Origin of the sequence: Winslowiella arboricola, assembly GCF_025527015.1 — a bacterium.
Classification (GTDB): domain Bacteria; phylum Pseudomonadota; class Gammaproteobacteria; order Enterobacterales; family Enterobacteriaceae; genus Erwinia; species Erwinia arboricola.
Genome location: NZ_JAODIM010000029.1, coordinates 34,180 through 55,150, shown reverse-complemented (window position 1 = coordinate 55,150; position 20,971 = coordinate 34,180). Strand labels below are relative to the sequence as shown.

Genomic DNA, 20,971 nt, shown 5'->3' with positions numbered 1-20,971 from the left:
AAGCGTAAGGTTTACATTCACACTACATACAGCGGAGTGTTGGCATACCATGATGGACAATTTACGCGCGGCGTCGAACCATGTCGTGCTCAAAATTATTTTGGGTTTGATTATCCTGTCATTCGTGCTGACCGGTGTCGGCGACTTTTTAATTGGTGGTAACGGCGATTACGCCGCCAAGGTTAACGGACAGGAAATTAGCCGGGCCCAACTCGAGCGTGCGTTCGCCAGTGAGCGTGGCCGCCAGCAGCAGATGCTGGGCGATCAGTTCTCGCAACTGGCTGGTAACGAAGGTTACCTGCAGCAGATGCGTCAGCAGGCGCTGTCACAGCTGGTGGATGAGGTGTTACTCGATCAGTACGCCAAAGATCTGAAACTGGGCATCAGCGATGACCAGATCAAGCAGGCGATCTTTACCCAACCGGCGTTCCAGACCGACGGCAAATTCGACAACACGAAATACCTGAGCCTGATTGGCAATATGGGCTTCTCTGCCGATCAGTACGCTGAAGCGCTGCGTAAGCAGCTGACCACTCAGCAGCTGGTCACTGCGGTTGCCGGTACTGACTTTATGCTGGGCAGCGAGTCGGACTCGTTAGCGGCGCTGGTTTCGCAGCAACGTTTAGTTCGCACGGCGACCATCGACGTTAATCAGCTGGCAGCGAAGCAGCAGGTGAGCGACGAAGAGAGCAAAAACTACTACCAGCAGAATCAAAACAGCTTTATGGCGCCGGAGCAGTTCCGTGTCAGCTATATCAAGCTGGATGCCGCAAGCATGCAGGAGTCCGCCAGCGACAGCGAAATCCAGAGCTGGTATGACGAGCATAAAGCTGACTACGGTCAGCCACAGCGTAACCGTTACAGCATCATTCAGAGCAAAACCGAAGCTGAAGCGCAGGCGATTGTTGATGAACTGAAAAACGGCGGCGACTTTGCCGCGCTGGCAAAAGAGAAATCTGCCGATCCAATCTCTGCTCGCAAGGGCGGTGATATGGGCTGGCTGGAGCCTTCTACTACGCCAGATGAGCTGAAAGAAGCCAATCTGACCAGCAAAGGCCAGCTTTCCGGCGTAATCAAATCTTCCGTTGGGTTCCTCGTGGTGCGTCTCGACGATATCCAGCCGGAGCAGGTTAAGCCTCTGACGGAAGTGCGTGATGCTATCGCTGCTAAAGTGAAGCAGGAAAAAGGCATTGATGCTTATTACAAACTGCAGCAGAAAGTCAGTGATGCGGCGAGTAATGACAACGAATCTCTGGCCAGCGCCGAGCAGGCAGCAGGCATAAAAGCGGTTGAGACCGGCTGGTTTAGCCGTGACAACCTGCCAGCTGAGCTGAACTTTAAGCCGGTGCAGGATGCGATTTTCAACGGCGGCTTAGTTGGTGAAAATGGCGCGCCGGGCAGCAACTCTGACATCATTACCGTCGAAGGTGACCGCGCATTTATCGTGCGTGTCAGCGAGCATAAAGCCGAAGCGGTGAAACCTTATGCTGAGGTTCAGGCGCAGATCGCCGATACCATCAAGCACAACAAAGCTGAAAAGCAGGCGAAAGCCGATGCGGATAACATCATTGCCGGGCTGAAAGCGGGCAAAGATGACGCATTTAAAGCCGCTGGTCTGAGCTTTGGTGAGGTGAAAACGCTGGCGCGTAATGGTCAGGATGCGATCACGCAGGCCGCATTCGCCTTGCCACAACCGGCGAAAGATAAAGCCTCTTACGGTGTCAGTGAAGATATGCAGGGCAATGTGGTGCTGCTGTCACTGGATAAAGTGCAGGCAGGTACCATGCCAGAGCAACAGAAGCAGGCGATGATTCAGGGTATTACCCAGAACAATGCGCAAATTGCTTTTGAAGCATTGCTGAGCAACCTGCGTAAAGAAGCCAAAATCAAGTATGGCAACGCCGCGCAGCAGTAAGCTGTCTCGCAATTAATCTGCAATCTGATGCAACTCTGAAGGCCGCTTACGCGGCCTTTTCCATTTTTGTCTTTTGCCATTTGTTTCTGCCCTACCAACGCGCGTAAGTTAGCCGTGCTGTCACAACATGGAGGAACAACAGCATGATTAAAAACCGACGCAACGCCATGGTTCTCGCGCTGATGCTGGGAGTGGGCGCACTGTCACCCACCTTTGCAGCAGAGCCTCAGAGTGCACTGGCCGAAGCCAGAACAGTGGCCGATAACAGCACTGATGCCGCCGCCGAGCAGGGGATAGTCAGTATTAACAGCGCCAGTGCGGAAGAGCTGGCCGCGGCAATGAGTGGCGTGGGGCTTAAGAAAGCCGAGTCGATTGTCAGTTATCGCGAAAAGTATGGCCCGTTTAGCGCTGTCGAGCAGCTGAAGGAGGTGCCCGGTATCGGCAGTGCGCTGGTAGAGCGTAATGCCGAGCGGCTGAAACTGTGATCACAATCGCAAGCGGAATTTTTGCCAGTGGTCACGCACTGGCAGGCTGCTAACCTGTTCAGGTCATACCAGTGGGTATGGCCTTTTCTTCTTGCGCGTAAACATGATTGAGGAAACCAGGCTATGCAGACAACGATTAAGGTTCGTGGCTATCATCTGGATGTTTATCAACATGTGAATAACGCCCGCTACCTCGAGTTTCTTGAAGAGGCGCGCTGGGACTGGCTGGAACGAAAACAGGCATTCTCATGGATGGCGGAGCGACAGATGGGATTTGTGGTGGTTAATGTCAATATTAACTATCGGCGTCCGGCGGTGCTGGGCGATGTGCTGACTATCGATAGTCAGCTGCAGCAGCTGAATGGCAAAAGCGGCGTGCTGAATCAGAATGTGTTACTGCCGGATGGCACTGTGGTCGCGGATGCATTACTCACTTTTGTCTGTGTGCATCTGCCAACGCAAAAAGTCCTGCCGCTGGAGGGGGACTTAAAACAGCAGCTGGAATCATTGCTTGATTAATCACGTGGATTGCGGACGGCGAGAACGTCGCTCCTACATACAGCGTTCCGTAGGGGCGGCGTTCTCGCCGCCCGTGTCGATGATTTGCGATAAATGTAATGACGGCGTTTTCGCCGCCCGTATCGATGATTTACGCTGCCGGTTTCAGAACACTTACGCCAGACCCGTTTTTGCCAGCATACTGGCCATCACGCTGGCGGCATGATCCTGATAATCACTTAGCCCGCGGGCGCGCAGGTGGCAGGCGGCACACTCGCCACAGCCATCGCCTTTAATCCCGTTATAACAGGTCAGAGTCTGCTGGCGTATCAGCGGCAACTGCTGCCAGTAATCGGCAAGCGCCCAGGTTTCCGCTTTATTCAGCCACATCAGCGGCGTTTCAAAACGTACCTTGCGTGCCATGCCCAGTTCAATGGCGTGATTCAGCGCTTTAACAAATTCATCGCGGCAATCCGGATAGCCGGAAAAGTCAGTTTCACAGACGCCGGTGATCACCGCTTCCGCTTCGACCTGATAAGCGTAAATCGACGCCAGCGTCAGAAACAGAATATTGCGTCCCGGCACAAAGGTGCTGGGTAAACCACTGGCGCTGGCATCATAAGCCGGCACCGGAATGTTATCGCGCGTCAGGCTGCTGACTGCCAGCTCATTCAGCAGGGTCACATCCAGCACCTTATGCGCGCGGGCGCCCAGCTGTTGTGACAGCGCTTGTGCAACGTCGATCTCTTCGCGATGGCGCTGCCCGTAATCGAAAGTGACGCAGTGTACTTCGTCATACTGCTGAAGAGCCTGAATCAGGCAGGTTGTAGAGTCCTGACCACCGCTAAAAACCACCACTGCACGTTTCATATATTGCCTTTCTCCATGTTCCTGAAATCACCCTGTAGGGGCGGCGTTCACGCCGCCCGTGCCAGTGGTTTGCACTGTGCGCGCTGTAATACGGGAGCCGTTAACGGCTCCCCTACAATTCGGGGTTGCATATACTACTGTTTAGGACCGCTTCACTCAATCACCACCGGTGGCGGCACCCAGGCGCGGGTAAAATCAAACCAGCCCGACGCATTCAGGTCAATGCCTTCCACACCCGGCGGCGCGCTAATCTGATAGCGATAGTTAAACAGCGGGGTAATCACCGCATCGTTCATCAGTTGCCGGAAACTCTGTTGCAGAGCGGCAAAGCGCACCGACTGTCGGGGTTCAGCCTGAATCTGGCACAGATCGGCCATTAACTGCTGATAGCGTGTTGCAGAAAGAATGGTGGACCATAGCGGATCAAGCCGCAGCCAGCTTTCGAGAGTAAACTCCGGCGCGTCACCAATCAGCCGGTCGCCCATCACTATATCGGCTTGCGCCAGTTCAGCAAAATCCTGCCAGTTTTTGGCGTGATGAAAATGCAGTTGCAGCTGGCAGTTATGGCTGTCCAGCAGTTCCTGCAGCTTATGCGCCATCGCATCCAGTTCTACCGGTAAATGATAGTGCAGACTGAGCGTAGCGGGCAGGGCGATATCATCATCTGCAGACCAGTCGGGCAGCGGCCAGCCGGGTAACATCTCGCTGCTCGGAGTAATCAGCCCCTCTTCAATGGGTAACTGCGCGATAATTTCCGCCTGCTGAATCAGGCGCATCAGCTTCGCCGCCTGAGCGGCATTTAACGCGCGCTGTTGATTAATCGCCAGATAACAGAAGCCAAGGCTGGTACTTTTACTGACCGGCCGCAGCAGCGACAGTTCATCCTGCGCGCCAATCGCAATCTGTACCGGATGGCTACAGCTGGTGCCCAGCTGGCTGTCAAACAGTTGCGGCGTGATCCAGTACTCAATCGCCTGCATTAGCGGATGTTGCAGATGATACCAGCCGTGGCTCTCAATTCGCACCAGCGTCGGGCTGAAGTGGCTTAACCGGTAGGGTCCGGCTCCCAGTTTTTCATCCAGCGGATGCGGCAGCAGGCAGAAAACGGTGGCCAGACGATGCGCCAGCCAGTTATCGGCAGTATGCAGCACAAAGCGCAGGCAGAGTGCATGCGCCAGCGACACCGATTTGACACTGGCCAGCAGTTTGCTGCCGATGGTGCTGTCGAGGATCTGTTGCAGTCGCTGTTGCAGCTGAGCCGCAGTCATCACTTCGCCATTGTGCCAGTGCAGCTGGGGACGTAAAAAGAAAAACCACTCCAGCTGGTTGTCACTACATACCCAGTGGTGCGCCAGATCGGCGGCCACCTGATTGTGCTGAAAACGGGTCAGCCCGGCATACACATGGTGGCAGAGATGCTGTTCCGCGCGGCCGCTCAGGGTCAGCGGCTGTAATCTGTCCAGCGTGCGATAGTAAGGAATGCGCAGGGTCGGGGCGTTATTCAGCCACTGTCCGCCCATAAACGGTTGTAACAGCTGACCCAGCTGCTCTGGTGCCAGCTGCACCAGTTGCAGGGCATGCTGCGGCTGCCCGCGATCCAGCTGCTGTTGCAACAGTTCGCTGCGCAGATGATCAGGGGTTTGCAGAAAGCGCAGGGCGCCGCGCTTGCCACGCCCGGACTCTGCCTGCCAGTCGAGCCACTGCGCCTGTTGCCACTGACTGAGCAGGGTGCGCATATGGCGCTCGCTGCAAAAACAGCGTCCGGCCATTTCGGCTACGCTGGTTTGCTGTGCAACGCCACTACTGTGCTGCCACAGGCGGGCGAACTGGTTAAGGCGATTAAGCTGGCGCATAGTTAAACCCGGAATGGTTTTCACAAAGTATTCACTATTAGTTCCGCAATTACCAGGTGATACTCTGATGTCGTAATTTCATCACTGCCAGGAGATAAGATGTCGCGTTTAGCTGCTTTTGATATGGATGGCACCCTGTTACTGCCTAATCACCAGTTGGGTAAAGAGACGATAGCGGCACTACGCGCATTACAGGAAAAGCAGGTGATTCTGGCTTTCGCCACTGGCAGGCATCTGCTGGAGATGAAAATTCTGGCAGCGGAACTGGAGCTGGATGCCTGGCTGATTACCGGCAACGGCACCCGCGTCAATGCGGTGAATGGCGAGCGACTGTTTGGCAACGATCTGCCGCCGGAAATCGCCCGTCAGGTTACGGATACCCAATGGGACACCACCGCCACCATGCATGTATTTAACGATGATGGCTGGTTCACGGGCAGCGAGCTGCCGGAAATATTGCAGGCGCATCTGATCAGCGGCTTTACTTATCAGCTTGCGGATGTACGCCAGATCCCGGCGGATCAGGTGACGAAAATTTGTTTTATTGCTGAACACGAGGAGCTGCGCCGGCTGGAAATCCAGCTTAGCGAAGCGCTGGGCGACCGCGCGCATCTCTGCTTCTCAGCCTGGGAGTGTCTGGAAGTGTTGCCGGTTAACTGCAATAAAGGCACCGCGCTGAATTTTCTGAGCAACCATCTCGGCCTGACGATGGCCGATTGTATGGCCTTTGGCGATGCCATGAACGATCGTGAAATGCTGGCGGCAGTGGGGCGGGGTTTTATTATGGGCAACGCCATGCATCAGCTGAAAAATGCACTGCCGCATTTACCGGTTATCGGACATTGCGCGACACAGGGAGTTTCGCATTATCTTAATCACTGGCTGACCACACCACATCTCAATTATTCCCCCGAATTCTGAGGTTTCGCAGCCCGCCGGACAGGATTGTCCGGCTTTTTTATGCCAGCGCCTGCTGCCATGGGCTGATATCACCAATATGTTCCCGCACCCAGTCGGCATGATAATAGCTGTCGAGATAGCGTTCGCCGCTGTCACACAGCAGGGTGACAATCGCTCCCTGACGGCCCTGCTCGCGCATTTCTCTGGCGACCTGTAGCGCGCCCCAGATATTAGTGCCGGTCGACGCGCCCGCTTTGCGGCCCAATTGTTTTTCCAGCCACAGCATCGCCGCAATACTGGCGCCATCCGGCACTTTCAGCATCGCATCAATCACATCCGGGATAAACGACGGCTCGACGCGCGGGCGGCCAATACCTTCAATCCGGCTACCCGTGGCGCTGGTCAGGGTCGGATCCCGTTGCTGCCAGTAATCGAAGAACACGGAGTTTTGCGGATCTACCACTAACAGCCGGGTGTTATGTCCCTGATAGCGCAGATAGCGACCAATAGTGGCCGAGGTGCCGCCGGTGCCAGCACTCATGACGATGGTGTCCGGGATCGGAAACGGCTCACTGCTCATCTGGTGGAAAATGCTGCCGGCGATATTATTATTGCCGCGCCAGTCGGTGGCGCGTTCGGCATAGGTAAACTGATCCATAAAGTGGCCGTCCAGGTCACGCGCCAGGCGCTCGGATTCGGCATACAGCTGACAGGGATCGCTGACAAAGTGACACTGGCCACCATAGAAAGTGATCTGCTCAACCTTACGTCTGGCGGTGCTGGCTGGCATCACCGCAATAAACGGCACACCAATCAGGCGGGCAAACCAGGCTTCCGATACCGCGGTACTGCCTGAAGACGCTTCAATAATCGGCCGATCCTGTTTGATCCAGCCATTACTTAAACCATATAAAAATAGCGAGCGGGCCAGACGGTGCTTCAGGCTTCCGGTAGGATGGGTGCTCTCATCTTTTAAATAGAGCCAGATACCGGGAAAATCAGGTAAAGCCAGACGGATCAGATGCGTATCAGCGGAACGCTGAAAGTCGGCGTTAATTTCGTTAATTGCGTGCTTTACCCACTGGCTGCTCATGATCTGGCTCCTGATAATCGTGCAGCAAGAGTAAGGCATTCAGAGGAAAAAAGGTTTATCTTCTTTACTGTATAATGGCCTGATTAGAGAAAACCTTTCTCCGGAGTTGGCGTATGTTAGATAAAACTGACCGTAAACTGCTGGCGCTGTTGCAACAGGATTGCACGCTTTCGCTGCAGGCACTGGCCGATGCGGTTAATCTGACCACCACGCCGTGCTGGAAACGGCTGAAAAAGTTGGAAGATGACGGCATAATTCGTGGCAAAGTGGCGCTACTGGATGGCGACAAAATTGGCCTGTCATTAACCGCCTTTATGTTGATCAAAACCCAGCAGCACAGCAGCGCCTGGTATCAGCAGTTTGTTGACGTGGTGCAAAGCCTGCCGGAAGTGATGGCTTTTTATCGCATGGCAGGCGAATACGACTATCTGCTGCGGATTCAGGTGGCGGATATGAAATGCTATGACGCATTTTACAAACGATTAGTGAATGGCGTTCCGGGATTAATCGATGTCACTTCGAGTTTTGCCATGGAAGAGATAAAATACACCACGGCTTTGCCGGTGAATCCTTAATTTAATGGAGGTTTTTCGCCTCCTTTTCCCAGTTCAGGACATATTGCGTGCGATTGTTTAGCCAATTAAGTTGGTATTTTGCCCGGGAGTGGCGTCGGTATCTTGGCGCGGTTTCTTTGTTAATTGTGATAGCGATTTTACAGCTGCTGCCGCCGAAGGTGGTCGGTGAAATCGTCGATGGCGTCACACAGCGACATATGGGCGTTGGGCAGATTCTGATGTGGATTGGCGCGATGCTGGTCACCGCCGTGGTGGTCTATCTGCTGCGCTACGTCTGGCGCGTATTGTTGTTTGGTGCTTCTTATCAACTGGCGGTTGAGCTGCGCGAAGACTTCTATCGCCAGCTAAGTCGTCAGCATCCCGAGTTTTATCTGCGCCACCGCACCGGCGATCTGATTGCGCGCGCCACCAATGATGTGGACCGCGTGGTGTTCGCCGCTGGCGAAGGCGTGCTGACGCTGGTGGATTCGCTGGTAATGGGGCTGGCGGTGCTGATTGTGATGAGCACCCAGATTAGCTGGCAGTTAACCCTGCTGGCGCTGTTGCCGATGCCGGTGATGGCACTGGTGATTAAACGCTATGGCGATCAGCTGCATAACCGTTTCAAACTGGCGCAGGCGGCTTTCTCCTCGCTTAACGATCAAACCCAGGAGAGCCTGACCAGTATCCGCATGATCAAAGCCTTTGGCCTTGAAGATCACCAGTCCGCACAGTTCTCCGCGATTGCCCGTGACACCGGCGAGAAAAATATGCGCGTAGCGCGCGTGGATGCGCGTTTCGACCCTACCATCTATATCGCGATTGGCATGTCAAATCTGCTGGCGATTGGTGGTGGCAGCTGGCTGGTGTGGCAGGGTGAGATGACACTCGGCCAGCTGACCAGTTTTGTGATGTACCTTGGTCTGATGATCTGGCCAATGCTGGCGCTGGCATGGATGTTTAATATCGTCGAACGCGGCAGCGCGGCCTGGAGCCGTATTCGTTCATTACTGACCGAAGTGCCGACGGTGAAGGATGGCGACAAAATTCTGCCGGAAGGACGTGGCCTGTTGCAGGTGGCGATTCGCGAATTTACCTATCCGGGCAGTAAGCAGCCATCACTGCGCAATATCAATCTCAATCTGAAGCCGGGGCAGATGCTGGGGCTGTGTGGCCCGACTGGCGCCGGTAAAAGCACGCTGTTAAGCCTGATTCAGCGCCACTTTGACAGCGCGCAGGGGGATATTCGTTACCATGGCATCCCGCTAACCCAACTCCGCATTGACGGCTGGCGTAGCCGGCTGGCGGTGGTGAGCCAAACCCCGTTCCTGTTCTCCGATACGGTAGCTAACAATATTGCGCTGGGTCGCCCGAATGCCACGCAAAGTGATATTGAGCAGGTGGCGCGGCTGGCCAGCGTCCATGAGGATATTCTGCGCCTGCCGCAGGGCTATGACACCGAAGTGGGCGAGCGCGGCGTAATGCTCTCCGGCGGACAGAAACAGCGAATTTCGATCGCACGTGCGCTGCTGTTAAATGCCGAGATTCTGCTGCTGGATGATGCGCTATCGGCGGTCGATGGCCGTACCGAACATCAGATTCTGCACAATCTTCGCAACTGGGGTGAAGGGCGCACGGTGATTATCAGCGCCCATCGTCTGTCGGCACTGACCGAAGCGAATGAAATTCTGGTTATGCAGCATGGCGTGGTGGCGCAACGCGGCAGTCATGAGCTGTTAGCCGGCCAGCCGGGCTGGTACAGCGATATGTATCGCTATCAGCAGCTGGAAGCGGCACTGGACGACGATGAGAACGAAAAGGGAGTGCCGCATGACTAGTCTGGCGCAGCTCTGGCCTACCATTAAACGCTTGCTGGCCTATGGCAAACCGTGGCGTAAATCTCTGGGCATCGCGGTGGCGCTGCTGTGGGTTGCCGCGGCAGCTGAAGTGCTGGGGCCGATTCTGGTGAGCTACTTTATCGATAATATGGTGGCGAAGCATCAGATGCCGCTGGGGATCGTGGTCGGTCTTGTTGCGGGATATATTCTGCTGCAGGTGCTGGCGGCGACGCTGCACTATATCCAGGCGCTGCTGTTTAATCAGGCGGCGGTGGGTGTGGTACAGCGTCTGCGCAGCGATGTGATGGATGCCGCGCTGCGTCAGCCGCTGAGCGCGTTCGATACCCAGCCGGTGGGGCAGATTATCTCGCGTGTGACCAACGATACCGAAGTGGTGCGTGATCTCTACGTGACGGTAGTGGCGACAGTGTTGCGCAGCGCCGCGCTGATTGGCGCGATGCTGGTGGCGATGTTCAGCCTTGACTGGCGGATGGCGCTGGTGGCAATCACTATTTTCCCGGCGGTAATCACCGTGATGCTAATCTATCAGCGTTACAGCACGCCGATTGTGCGCCGCGTGCGCAGCTATCTGGCGGATATCAACAATGGCTTTAACGAAGTCATTAACGGTATGAGTGTGATCCAGCAGTTCCGCCAGCAGGCGCGCTTTGGTGAGCGGATGGGCGAAGCCAGCCGTTCGCACTATCTGGCGCGCATGCAGACGCTGCGGCTGGATGGCTTTCTGCTGCGCCCGTTGCTGAGCCTGTTCTCGGCAATGATCCTGTGCGGGCTGATGATGCTGTTTGGTTTCTCCTCGGTGGGCAGTATTGAAGTCGGGGTGCTGTATGCCTTTATCAACTATCTCGGACGCCTGAATGAACCGCTGATTGAACTCACCACCCAGCAGTCAATGCTGCAACAGGCGGTGGTGGCCGGTGAGCGTATTTTCGAACTGATGGATGCGCCGCGTCAGCTGTATGGCGACGATAAGCGGCCACTGACCAGCGGCAGCATTGAGGTGAAAAACCTTAGCTTCGCCTATCGCGATGACCGCAATGTCCTCAGCGATATCAATCTGCAGGTGCCATCGCGCCATTTTATGGCGCTGGTGGGGCATACCGGCAGTGGCAAAAGTACGCTGGCGAATTTGCTGATGGGTTACTACCCGTTAAAGCAGGGTGAAATTAATCTCGATGGCCGCCCGCTTAGCAGCCTCAGCCATCAGGTACTGCGGCAGGGCGTTGCGATGGTGCAGCAGGATCCGGTGGTGCTGGCCGACAGTTTCTTCGCCAATGTCACTCTTGGGCGTGATATCAGTGAACAGCAGGTGTGGCAGGCGCTGGAGACGGTGCAGCTGGCCGAACTGGCTGCTGGCCTGGCGGACGGCATTTATACCCGCCTGGGTGAGCAGGGCAATAATCTCTCCGTAGGGCAGAAGCAGCTGCTGGCAATGGCGCGCGTACTGGTGGCGTCACCGCAAATCCTGATCCTTGATGAAGCCACCGCCAATATCGATTCCGGTACCGAACAGGCAATTCAGCGCGCACTGCGCGCCATACGCCAGCAGACCACGCTGGTGGTGATTGCCCATCGTCTGTCGACCATTACCGAAGCGGACAGCATTCTGGTGCTGCATCGTGGTCAGGCCGTGGAGCAGGGCAACCATCGCCAGCTGCTGGCTGAGCAGGGGCGTTACTGGCAGATGTACCAGTTACAGCTGGCAGGCGATGAACTTACGTCGGGCATTGCTGCAGAAGCATAAACTCAGTTTGCACCTTTTTTGCTCAGTTTTTTCGGAAACGTCTATATTGATGCACTCTGTTAACGCGTAACGCACCTTTATGGTGCGTTTTTTTTGCCCGTTCACTGGCGTCCTGCGGGTAATGATGATCGCTGTCACAGCCCGGCATCAGTCGCCGTCTGGCTAATTCCCTGAAATTTTCGTCTTTTTAATTTGTGGCACAGGCTTTGCTTTAATCAATCCGAGTCGGGTGTGGCAAACAAATTATCTACCTGGAGGGGATTCTATGAAGCTGGTTACCGTGGTAATCAAACCGTTCAAACTGGAAGATGTGCGTGAAGCATTATCTTCAATCGGCATTCAGGGGCTGACCGTCACCGAGGTGAAAGGGTTTGGTCGCCAGAAAGGTCATGCAGAACTTTATCGCGGTGCAGAGTACAGCGTGAATTTCCTGCCAAAAGTAAAAATCGATATCGCTATTGCTGACGATCAGCTCGATGAAGTTATTGATGTGATTAGCAAAGCTGCCTACACGGGCAAAATTGGCGACGGTAAGATCTTCGTTGCAGAACTGCAGCGTGTAATCCGTATACGTACCGGCGAAACAGACGAAGCCGCGCTGTAATTTCGGGCTCTGAATTGTGAAGGGATGGAATAAAATGAATAAAGTACTGACTAAGTTGGGTCTGGCAGGCCTGGCATTGTTACCATCGCTCGCGATGGCTGCACCTGCCGTTGCAGATAAAGCTGATAACGCATTTATGATGATTTGCACCGCACTGGTGCTTTTTATGTCTGTACCAGGTATCGCGCTGTTTTACGGCGGTCTGCTTCGCGGCAAAAACGTTCTTTCCATGCTGACTCAGGTGGCGGTGACCTTCTCAATGGTCTGCGTACTCTGGATGCTGTATGGCTACTCGCTGGCTTTCAGCGAAGGTAATGCCTTCTTCGGTGGCTTTAGCATGGCAATGCTGAAAGGGATCGAACTGACGGCGTTGACCGGCACTTTCTATCAATATATTCACGTGGCGTTTCAGTGCTCGTTTGCCTGTATCACCGTGGGGCTGATTGTTGGTTCTATCGCTGAGCGTATCCGCTTCTCCGCGGTGCTGATTTTTGTGGTGGTATGGCTGACGCTGGCTTATCTGCCGATTGCACATATGGTATGGGCAGGCGGCTTCCTGGCTCAGGATGGCGCAATGGACTTCGCTGGCGGTACAGTAGTGCATATTAACGCCGCGGTGGCGGGTCTGGTCGGTGCTTACCTGCTGGGCAAACGTGCTGGTTTCGGTAAAGAAGCCTTTAAACCACACAACCTGCCGATGGTCTTTACCGGTACGGCGATTCTGTATGTTGGCTGGTTCGGTTTTAACGCCGGTTCAGCAAGTGCCGCTAACGAAATTGCTGCGCTGGCCTTCCTGAACACCGTGATGGCGACAGCCGGTGCGGTACTGGCCTGGACCTTCGGTGAGTGGATGTTCCGCGGTAAGCCATCACTGCTGGGCGCCAGCTCAGGCGTGATTGCCGGTCTGGTTGCTATCACCCCGGCATGTGGTTACGTCGGTGTGGGCGGTGCATTGATTATCGGTATCGCAGGCGGTATCGCCGGTCTGTGGGGTGTTACCATCCTGAAAAAATGGCTGCGCGTTGATGACCCTTGTGATGTGTTCGGTGTCCACGGCGTGTGCGGTATCGTTGGCTGTATTCTGACCGGTGTGTTCGCTTCCTCTTCACTGGGCGGCGTGGGCTACGCAGAAGGCGTGACAATGGGCCATCAGGTCTGGGTTCAGCTGTTCAGCGTTGGCGTCACTATCGTCTGGACCGGTGTGGTAGCCTTTATCGGCTTCAAACTGGCGGATATGATTGTCGGTCTGCGTGTTCCGGAAGATCAGGAACGTGAAGGTCTGGACGTCAACAGCCACGGCGAAAACGCTTACAACCAGTAACAGAGAAATCGCTCGAAGAGAGCAGTGCGCTAAAAAAAATATAAATACGAACAGGGCGATATCGATGATATCGCCCTTTTTTATTGCATCGCGATTAGCTGCGCAGTCGCATTACCCCTTCCTGAACCGTCGAGGCGACCAGCGTGCCGTCCTGGGTATAGAACTGACCACGAACAAAACCCCGCGCGCCGGATGCTGAGGTGCTCTCCACGCTATACAGCAGCCACTGATTGAGATCGAAAGGGCGGTGGAACCACATCGAGTGATCGATAGTCGCTATCTGCATGCCCGGCTCAAGGAAGCCTTTGCCGTGCGGTTGCAGTGCGACCGGTAAGAAGTTGAAGTCGGAGGCGTAACCCAGCAGATATTGATGGATTCCGGGATCGGCAGGCATCGGGCCATTGGCGCGAAACCACACCTGACGCACCGGCTCATCGACATGCCCCTGCAACGGGTTATGAAACTTCACCGGGCGCATTTCCAGCGGTTTTTCCGCCAGGAACTTCTCGCGCGCTTTTTCCGGGATAAACTCCGCCAGCTGATGAGCGATATCGGTTTCAGAAGGCAGTGTCTCCGGGCCTGGTACTGACGGCATGCTGTTCTGATGCTCATAGCCGCTTTCCGGCGCCTGGAATGAGGCGGTCATATAGAAAATTGGCTGACCGTTCTGGATGGCGCTAACGCGACGGGCGCTAAAGCTGTTGCCGTCACGCAAGGTCTCGACATCATAAATAATCGCTTTCTGGCTGTCGCCAGGGCGCAGAAAATAGCTATGAAATGAGTGAATAATCCGTTCAGCAGGGACGGTCTGTTTGGCGGCATACAGCGCCTGTCCGACCACCTGACCGCCAAACACCTGACGCAGGCCTAAGTCCTCACTCTGGCCACGAAACAGGCCCTCTTCTAATTTTTCTAAATTAAGCAGATTTAGCAGGTTTTGCAGTGCCTGGCTCATAGCAGCATCCTCGAAAAGTGTTCAGCGATCAGTTTGCGAGATCCGACCAGTTATCGTCAACTGCGTTAAAGCGTAATCTCCTCCTTTTTTTATGCAGGGATGATGAAAAGTTGTGAACAGGAAAAAAGCAGTAACTTGTGCCAGGCTTATGCTTGTGACGCTGGCTGACAGCGTGGTTCTGCCTGTTGACTGGCGGAACACATTGATAATAAGCAAGGAGAATAAATCAATGAAATTTTGGCATCTTATGAGTGGCGCCGCCATGGCGGTGGCTCTGGCAGGTTGTGCAGATAAAAGTGCAGATGTTCCTACCCCGACGCTGGGCGCGAAGACCGCAGGGCAGCAGGCGGCAATAGCGCAGCCAAACGTGAGTGGTTCAGTCTATATTCGTCAGCGTATTGCGTTACCGCCGGATGCGGTATTAACGGTGACCTTATCAGATGCAACACTTGCGGATGCGCCATCGAAAGTGTTGTCGCAGCGTGCAGTGCGCACCGAAGGCAAACAGGCGCCATTCAGTTTTGTACTGCCATTTAACCCGGCCGACATTCAGCCCAATGCGCGTATTCTGTTAAGTGCCGCGATTACCATTGATGGCAAAATGGCATTTATCACCGAAGCGGTAAAACCGGTGATCAACGGTGGCGGCACTAAAGCCGAACTGTTACTGGTGCCAGTACCTTCGGTAGCCATGCCTGCGCAAAGCGGAGCGGCAACCACCGTGCCATCAACCTCGCCAACGCAGGTGACGCCATCCTCATCAGTACCGGCGCCAACCAGCTACTGACTGGCGATTGCTGGCAGGGCGTATGCTTTGCCAGCAACATCCGCTGTCAGGGCTGCCAGCGATAGCGCGACAGCGAGATTTTCCCGTCGTTGCTGACTTCAATACCTTCCGCTTCCAGCGCCGTACGCTGGCGATCAAGATCATCACCCATCAACGAGATTTCGCCTTTACGATTAATCACGCGATGCCACGGGAGTTTGCTGCCTTCGGGTAAGCGGCGCAGGATGCCGCCCACCTGACGTGCGGCGCGTGGCGATCCGGCCAGACCGGCAATGTCGCCATAGGTAGTGACGCAACCGCTGGGTATCGCGGCGATAATTTGCCAGACGCGCTGCTGAAAGTTGTCGTTATTGCACATATCAATATCCGGGGGAATAATAATAAAACCTTAATCGATAGCCCGTCGATACTAAAGTAAATTTAATCACAGCAGCCATTAAAGGCGATCGTAACGCGGAGATATTGACCACTTCTTGCGGAAAATTCACCCGTTGATGGGGAATATTTAGGAGAATACCGAGGTTTTTTCAGACTGAACATTCTACTAAAAAGCGTGACCTGTTCAAGAAAGCAACGGTCGCAGGAGGGGCGCTTGCAATTGGCGGGGGCATCATTGATAATGCCTGCGCTCTGAAGGTTAGAGCCAGTCAATGGAGGCCCTGTTGGTGCTCCCGCAATGCTAACTTGTGAACTCGGTCAGATCCGGAAGGAAGCAGCCGCAGCAGGTGACGCGTGTGCCGGGATGTCGCTGGCAGGGCCTCCACCAATTCAGCCCCTCGCATTACCCTCTTTTTTATTCAGTCAAAACTTACAATATTCAGAAGATGCTTTTACCGTACATATTTCCAGACGGAAACCGGGACTTTGTCGTAAAGTTTATTCATGGTCAATTCTGCCAGGCGGTGATCGGCAGCAGAATTAAACACTTCTAATTCGTCGTCAGATAATTCGTATTTGTTTTTTTCAATTACTCGCTCAAGGGTATCGATTGAACGACAGCGTCTTAAACGCATCAGGTAATCAGTTTTAGTAAGGATTTTGTCTGTCATTGTTAAACCGTAGTAAAAATAATGGGTTGCTAAACTGAGTGGCTGGCAGGCAAAGGCCGCTGCGCGCACTCTTCGGCGAAAATGTTAAAAAGTCGTTTTGCTGATTTCTGCCAGCGCTGAAGATCCTGAGCATTAATACCGTAGTTACTGAACAGCATAAATGTATCATCGAGATATTCATCGATTTGCGCAATCAGATCCGCATCCTCAACATGTTTGATTTTGTAATTCATGGTGAAAGAGGCGATATGTTCAATCAATTCGTTAAGCTGCAAATTTACCGCTGAAGTAGGATCATTGACCCAACCGTGATGACTGTCACCCAGGGTTGACATACTTTCATCGTACAGACTTTCACACAAGAATTTCAACTGGGCAATATCATGCCTTTTTGGTGAGTATTCGTCCATCTCTTTCCCCTCCATAGCGAGTGATACAAGCCGGTACACGGGCTAAGCTAAAAGGTATGCGGCCTGGAAGTGATTATAAAAAATAGTTTATTAAACGGACTTCCTGAATATAACCCAGATTAATTAATAGTGCCTGAGTTCATTACCAAAGATTACAATTCATTAGCGGTGGATGGGTATTGATTGTCTATCAGTTCAAAGGCGAGAAAACCGGGAATTATCTGGAACTGCACCGTTTCCACCGCGGTCTCGCTGGCATCAATATCCAGACAGGCATTGAATATCATCCATTCAAACTGATAGCTCATTTTATAACGTAAAGTTCCGGCAGGAGCTATTGAAATAATTTTTACACTGCCGGGAACGAATCGGGCATTTTGAGAATACCATGCTAAGTCACCCACCAGTTGCGGTTCTATTTTGGGAATATTCTGTTGAATTATTTCCTTCAATATTAGCGGGTCAACATCGTCCTGCAAATTATTACAGGGAATTAATGTGCGCATTTTTCCATCACTGTGTTAATCACTACTAATATTGATCATTGTATTCAGTACTAAATAAAGCAAGTGGCAAAAAAAGCCATATTGCCATCTTTATGATTTTAATCAGTTTTATTTTAAGGCTTTGCGTCTTTTTCTGCGACAGCGCACAATTTGCTGATGAGTTTTGTTTATCTAAATCCATATCCATTGTATGGGCATGTAAGGTAACACCTGGATACATTTTTCCGATGTGGTGAGTGAAAAAATGCTGATGTTTAATGTTATGTTATAACATACATTGTATCACCGGAACCATCGTAATGCCTGCTTCTCTTCCTCCTCACTCTACTCTGTTTACGCTCTCTGTCGCAGCCCGGCTATTGCTGAGCTTATTGCCCGTGGTGTTGTTGATTGCTGCGATAAGCTGGGCGACCACGCCATGGTGACCTTGCAAAACCTGCAGGCCGGCTATCGGCGTCAGGCGGTTACGCCGGTAATAAATGGCCATTTTGCCGATGGATCGATGACTGCACTGGTCGGTGCCAACGGCTCGGGAAAATCTACACTGCTAAAAACCCTCGCCGGTCTGCTGCCGCCGGTTGCGGGAGACTGTCAGCTATCGCAGCCCTCTGCGGCAATTGGCTGGCTGCCGCAGCAGTCTGAAATTGAACGGCAATTCCCGATTAGCGTATTTGATCTGGTGGCAATGGGCTGCTGGCAGCGCAGCGGCTGGTTTGGTGGTATTGGTCGTCAGCTACGTCAGGAGATTATGCAAAATCTGCAGCGGGTAAGAATGGCTGATTTCGCTGATGCCCAGCCCGGTACGCTCTCCGGCGGACAGTTGCAGCGAGTACTGTTTGCCCGCCTGCTGATGCAACAGGCTTCTCTGTTGTTACTCGACGAGCCATTTACCGGCATCGATAGCCAGACCATCGAGCTGCTGCTGGAGTTGCTGGCAGAACGCCATCGGCAGGGATGCACGTTGATTGTGGTATTGCATGACCTGAGTATGGTCGATGCGTGGTTTCCGCAGGTTTTGCGTTTGCATGACGATAAGTGCGAATGGCAGACGCGTATGCTCTCTGCGGCGCCGCTACGGCAGGTGGGGAGCATGCAGTGATGATGGTTAGCCTGTTGCACCCATTTATTGAGTTCGGCTTTATGCGTCGCGCGCTGGTGGCCTGTGTGGCGTTGTCAATCAGCGCCACACCGCTTGGGGTGTTTCTTCAGCTACGACGTATGAGCCTGGTGGGCGACGCGCTGTCCCATGCGGTGCTGCCCGGTGCGGCGATTGGCTATTTGATCTCTGGGCTGTCGCTGGTGGCGATGGGCATCGGCGGCTTTATTGCCGGTCTGACCGTCGCGTTACTCTCCGGCGCCGTCAGTCGCTTTACCCCGTTGCGTGAAGATGCCAGTTTTGCCGGTTTTTACCTTGGATCGCTGGCGCTGGGTGTGACGCTGGTCTCTTTGCGCGGATCGAGTGTCGATCTGCTGCATGTGCTGTTTGGTTCGCTGCTGGCGGTCGACAGTCTGTCGATCATGCTGGTCGGCGGCATCGCGATGATTACGCTGCTGCTGCTGGCGCTGATCTACCGGCCATTAGTGATCGATGCCTTCGACCCCACCTTTTTACGCGCGCAGAGCCGCTGGAGTTCGCCCCTGGTGAACGGTGTGTTTCTGGTGCTGGTGGTGATCAATCTGGTGGCCGGTTTTCAGGTACTGGGCACGCTGATGTCGGTGGGGCTGATGATGTTGCCGGCCACCAGCTCACGTTTCTGGAGTCAGCGCCTGCCCGGCATGCTGGCCGCCGCGATGATCCTCGCCGTAATTGCCAGCTTCAGCGGACTGTTCGCCTCATTTTATCTCGCGCTGCCTGCCGGTCCGGCGGTGGTGCTGAGTGCCGCCATTCTGTTTTTTATCTCGATTTTAGTCGGGCCGCACGGTGGTCTGTTAACCGGCCGCCGTTTTATTTTGACAGGTAAGGAGAAAGTATGAAGAAGTTACCCATAGCGCTGGCATTAGCGGCGTTGATCGGCAGCCCGCTGGCGCTGGCCAAAACGGTAGAAACCGTCGCCAGTTTTACTGTACTGGCAGATATCGTGCAGCAGGTAGGTGGGGAACATGTGAAGGTGAAAAGTCTGGTCGGACCCAATGGCGACCCGCACAGCTTTGAACCGACGCCGCAGGACAGCCAGGCGCTGTCGCAGGCGGATGTGGTGTTTGTCAGCGGACTGGGAATGGAGGGCTGGATGGATCGCCTGGTGACCGCTTCCGGCTACAAAGGCACCGTGATTGTCGCTTCAAATGGCATCAATACGCGCAAAATGGAAGAAGATGGCGAAACCATTACCGATCCCCACGCGTGGAACAGTATGCAAAATGGCGTGGTTTATGCCACCAACGTGATGAACGCGCTGATTGCCGCCGATCCTGACGATGCTGATTATTTCCGTCAGCACGGTGCCGCTTATATCAGCCAGCTCAAGCAGCTCGACAGCTGGGCGCAGCAAACCTTCAAGGGTATCCCGGATGCGAAGCGCCAGGTGCTGACCAGCCACGATGCTTTTGGCTACTTCGGTCAGCGTTATGGCGTGCGCTTCCTCGCGCCCGTCGGTTTTTCTACCGAGTCAGAAGCCAGCGCCAGCGATGTGGCCAGCTTAATCAGGCAGCTGAAAAAGGAGAAAATTCACAGCTACTTTATTGAGAATCAAACCGATCCGCGTCTGGTTAAACAGATTGCGGCGGCGACCGGCGCACAACCGGGCGGCGAGCTCTATCCGGAAGCGTTATCGCCGAAGGATGGTCCGGCAGCCAGTTATATTGCGGCGTTCAAACACAATGTTGAAAGTATTGCCGGCAGTATGCGTTAGCAGAAGGGCGGCGAGAACGCCGTCATTAAGAATATCGCAAATCATCGACACGGGCGGCGAGAACGCCGCCCCTACTTGATTTTGAACGTAAGGGCGGCGTTTTCGCCGCCCGCAGCATAAAAAAAGGGCCGGAAGCGTGCTTCCGGCCCAAAGGGATAAACGATACGACACTAACGTTTTTTCTTTCTTCCCTGAACCGCCTTAAAGCGCGGGTTACTCTTACAAATGACGTAGATACGGCCTTTACGGCGCACCACGATGCAATCTTTATGACGCTTTTTGGCCGAAGCCAGTGAACTCAGTACCTGCATAACGGCCCCCTGACTTATTTGCTTTTATTAAAGAAGTTGCCATAGCGCTGATTAAAGCGCGCCGCACTGCCTTCTTTGCTAAATTCTTTCTGCTTGCCGGTGTAGTAAGCATGTGAGGCAGAAGAGACATCGAGGGTCACGTACGGGTAAGTCGCCCCTTCAAACTCGACGGTGCGGTCGGTTTTAATCGTGGAACCGACTTTAAAGTAGTGATCAGCGCTGGTGTCATGAAACACCACCGTACGATAGTGGGGATGGATATCAGCTTTCATCGTTGCTCCGGGGTAGATATGTTATAACATAACAATTATTATGCGCCGGCCAGATAAGAATTGCAACCCAACTTAATCGCGGAAAACGGGCAAAAAAAAGAGGCCGCATTTGCGGCCTCTTTTGATCACTGTTGTGAAA

Annotated in this window: 24 protein-coding genes and 1 other RNA gene; 15 read left to right on the top strand and 10 right to left on the bottom strand. The window is 53.8% G+C overall.

All coding sequences use genetic code 11. The annotated features are described in order from the left end of the window. The first annotated feature begins 49 nt into the window (after window positions 1-49). The 3 genes from ppiD (at window position 50) to N5923_RS00635 (ending at window position 2,919) form a co-directional block, all read left to right on the top strand. Window positions 50-1,915, top strand: coding sequence for a peptidylprolyl isomerase (gene ppiD / locus N5923_RS00645; protein WP_267141424.1), 1,866 nt, complete (start codon window positions 50-52; stop codon window positions 1,913-1,915). A 143-nt stretch (window positions 1,916-2,058) separates the two neighbouring features. Further along, a complete protein-coding gene (locus tag N5923_RS00640; protein ID WP_267141423.1) occupies window positions 2,059-2,400 on the top strand; it encodes a helix-hairpin-helix domain-containing protein in 342 nt (113 codons plus the stop codon). Window positions 2,401-2,523: 123 nt separating this feature from the next. Then, a complete protein-coding gene (locus N5923_RS00635; protein WP_267141422.1) occupies window positions 2,524-2,919 on the top strand; it encodes a YbgC/FadM family acyl-CoA thioesterase in 396 nt (131 codons plus the stop codon). A 153-nt stretch (window positions 2,920-3,072) separates the two neighbouring features. Here the strand turns inward: N5923_RS00635 and queC are convergent, their stop codons facing one another. Together queC and N5923_RS00625 are read right to left on the bottom strand one after the other, a co-directional pair. Then, the gene (gene queC / locus N5923_RS00630; RefSeq protein WP_267141421.1) at window positions 3,073-3,768 is read right to left on the bottom strand and encodes a 7-cyano-7-deazaguanine synthase QueC; all 696 of its coding nucleotides are present in this window, start codon (window positions 3,766-3,768) and stop codon (window positions 3,073-3,075) included. A gap of 152 nt (window positions 3,769-3,920) precedes the next feature. Beyond that, window positions 3,921-5,621, bottom strand: coding sequence for an SgrR family transcriptional regulator (locus tag N5923_RS00625; RefSeq protein ID WP_267141431.1), 1,701 nt, complete (start codon window positions 5,619-5,621; stop codon window positions 3,921-3,923). A 99-nt stretch (window positions 5,622-5,720) separates the two neighbouring features. On the opposite strand from N5923_RS00625, the gene cof reads away from it, so the two are divergent. Continuing rightward, window positions 5,721-6,542: an HMP-PP phosphatase gene (gene cof, locus N5923_RS00620; protein ID WP_267141420.1), complete on the top strand. Its 822-nt coding sequence runs from the start codon at window positions 5,721-5,723 to the stop codon at window positions 6,540-6,542. A gap of 37 nt (window positions 6,543-6,579) precedes the next feature. On the opposite strand, the gene N5923_RS00615 is transcribed toward cof, so the two are convergent. Continuing rightward, complete coding sequence (locus N5923_RS00615; RefSeq protein ID WP_323372701.1) at window positions 6,580-7,614, bottom strand: PLP-dependent cysteine synthase family protein; 1,035 nt, start codon at window positions 7,612-7,614, stop codon at window positions 6,580-6,582. Window positions 7,615-7,727: 113 nt separating this feature from the next. Here N5923_RS00615 and N5923_RS00610 point away from each other — a divergent pair, with 113 nt between their 5' ends. From N5923_RS00610 to amtB, 5 genes are all read left to right on the top strand, one after another. Then, entirely contained in the window at window positions 7,728-8,189 is a 462-nt protein-coding gene (locus N5923_RS00610; RefSeq protein ID WP_267141419.1) for an Lrp/AsnC family transcriptional regulator, read from the top strand. A 47-nt stretch (window positions 8,190-8,236) separates the two neighbouring features. Beyond that, the gene (locus N5923_RS00605) at window positions 8,237-10,006 is read left to right on the top strand and encodes a SmdA family multidrug ABC transporter permease/ATP-binding protein (protein ID WP_267141418.1); all 1,770 of its coding nucleotides are present in this window, start codon (window positions 8,237-8,239) and stop codon (window positions 10,004-10,006) included. Continuing rightward, the gene (locus N5923_RS00600) at window positions 9,999-11,768 is read left to right on the top strand and encodes a SmdB family multidrug efflux ABC transporter permease/ATP-binding protein (RefSeq protein ID WP_267141417.1); all 1,770 of its coding nucleotides are present in this window, start codon (window positions 9,999-10,001) and stop codon (window positions 11,766-11,768) included. Before N5923_RS00605 ends, N5923_RS00600 begins: the two co-directional genes overlap by 8 nt. Window positions 11,769-12,033: 265 nt before the next feature. Next, window positions 12,034-12,372 carry a P-II family nitrogen regulator gene (gene glnK, locus N5923_RS00595; protein ID WP_009114005.1) on the top strand — a complete coding sequence of 113 codons (339 nt, stop codon included), beginning with the start codon at window positions 12,034-12,036 and terminating at the stop codon, window positions 12,370-12,372. A 34-nt stretch (window positions 12,373-12,406) separates the two neighbouring features. Beyond that, the gene (gene amtB, locus N5923_RS00590; RefSeq protein WP_267141416.1) at window positions 12,407-13,693 is read left to right on the top strand and encodes an ammonium transporter AmtB; all 1,287 of its coding nucleotides are present in this window, start codon (window positions 12,407-12,409) and stop codon (window positions 13,691-13,693) included. A gap of 94 nt (window positions 13,694-13,787) precedes the next feature. On the opposite strand, the gene tesB is transcribed toward amtB, so the two are convergent. Beyond that, window positions 13,788-14,648: an acyl-CoA thioesterase II gene (gene tesB / locus N5923_RS00585; protein WP_267141415.1), complete on the bottom strand. Its 861-nt coding sequence runs from the start codon at window positions 14,646-14,648 to the stop codon at window positions 13,788-13,790. 229 nt (window positions 14,649-14,877) lie between these two features. On the opposite strand from tesB, the gene N5923_RS00580 reads away from it, so the two are divergent. Beyond that, on the top strand, window positions 14,878-15,435 hold the full coding sequence (locus N5923_RS00580; protein ID WP_267141414.1) for a YbaY family lipoprotein: 558 nt from the start codon (window positions 14,878-14,880) through the stop codon (window positions 15,433-15,435). A gap of 46 nt (window positions 15,436-15,481) precedes the next feature. On the opposite strand, the gene N5923_RS00575 is transcribed toward N5923_RS00580, so the two are convergent. Further along, complete coding sequence (locus tag N5923_RS00575; RefSeq protein WP_267141413.1) at window positions 15,482-15,793, bottom strand: MGMT family protein; 312 nt, start codon at window positions 15,791-15,793, stop codon at window positions 15,482-15,484. Window positions 15,794-16,095: 302 nt separating this feature from the next. Between N5923_RS00575 and ffs the strand changes: the two genes are divergently transcribed. Next, an RNA gene (ffs, locus tag N5923_RS00570) (signal recognition particle sRNA small type) lies at window positions 16,096-16,192 on the top strand. A 73-nt stretch (window positions 16,193-16,265) separates the two neighbouring features. Here ffs and N5923_RS00565 read toward each other — a convergent pair. The 3 genes from N5923_RS00565 to N5923_RS00555 form a co-directional block, all read right to left on the bottom strand. Then, window positions 16,266-16,484 (bottom strand): HHA domain-containing protein, encoded by a 219-nt coding sequence (locus N5923_RS00565; protein ID WP_017800956.1) that lies wholly within the window; start codon window positions 16,482-16,484, stop codon window positions 16,266-16,268. Window positions 16,485-16,513: 29 nt separating this feature from the next. After that, window positions 16,514-16,894, bottom strand: a complete 381-nt coding sequence (gene tomB, locus N5923_RS00560; protein ID WP_267141429.1) for an Hha toxicity modulator TomB — start codon at window positions 16,892-16,894, stop codon at window positions 16,514-16,516. A 152-nt stretch (window positions 16,895-17,046) separates the two neighbouring features. After that, entirely contained in the window at window positions 17,047-17,400 is a 354-nt protein-coding gene (locus tag N5923_RS00555) for a hypothetical protein (protein WP_267141412.1), read from the bottom strand. A gap of 299 nt (window positions 17,401-17,699) precedes the next feature. Here N5923_RS00555 and N5923_RS00550 point away from each other — a divergent pair, with 299 nt between their 5' ends. Genes N5923_RS00550 through N5923_RS00535 form a run of 4 tightly spaced genes read left to right on the top strand, consistent with a single transcriptional unit; the run spans window position 17,700 to window position 20,249 of the window. Beyond that, window positions 17,700-17,825 (top strand): hypothetical protein, encoded by a 126-nt coding sequence (locus tag N5923_RS00550; RefSeq protein ID WP_267141411.1) that lies wholly within the window; start codon window positions 17,700-17,702, stop codon window positions 17,823-17,825. Then, on the top strand, window positions 17,819-18,499 hold the full coding sequence (locus N5923_RS00545) for a metal ABC transporter ATP-binding protein (protein ID WP_267141410.1): 681 nt from the start codon (window positions 17,819-17,821) through the stop codon (window positions 18,497-18,499). Before N5923_RS00550 ends, N5923_RS00545 begins: the two co-directional genes overlap by 7 nt. Further along, complete coding sequence (locus N5923_RS00540; RefSeq protein WP_267141428.1) at window positions 18,499-19,374, top strand: metal ABC transporter permease; 876 nt, start codon at window positions 18,499-18,501, stop codon at window positions 19,372-19,374. Before N5923_RS00545 ends, N5923_RS00540 begins: the two co-directional genes overlap by 1 nt. Next, window positions 19,371-20,249 carry a metal ABC transporter substrate-binding protein gene (locus N5923_RS00535; protein ID WP_267141409.1) on the top strand — a complete coding sequence of 293 codons (879 nt, stop codon included), beginning with the start codon at window positions 19,371-19,373 and terminating at the stop codon, window positions 20,247-20,249. Before N5923_RS00540 ends, N5923_RS00535 begins: the two co-directional genes overlap by 4 nt. A gap of 170 nt (window positions 20,250-20,419) precedes the next feature. On the opposite strand, the gene ykgO is transcribed toward N5923_RS00535, so the two are convergent. Both ykgO and N5923_RS00525 read right to left on the bottom strand, forming a co-directional pair. Next, window positions 20,420-20,560, bottom strand: coding sequence for a type B 50S ribosomal protein L36 (gene ykgO, locus N5923_RS00530; protein ID WP_017800962.1), 141 nt, complete (start codon window positions 20,558-20,560; stop codon window positions 20,420-20,422). A gap of 14 nt (window positions 20,561-20,574) precedes the next feature. Then, on the bottom strand, window positions 20,575-20,832 hold the full coding sequence (locus N5923_RS00525; RefSeq protein WP_267141408.1) for a type B 50S ribosomal protein L31: 258 nt from the start codon (window positions 20,830-20,832) through the stop codon (window positions 20,575-20,577). Between the last annotated feature and the right edge of the window lie 139 nt (window positions 20,833-20,971).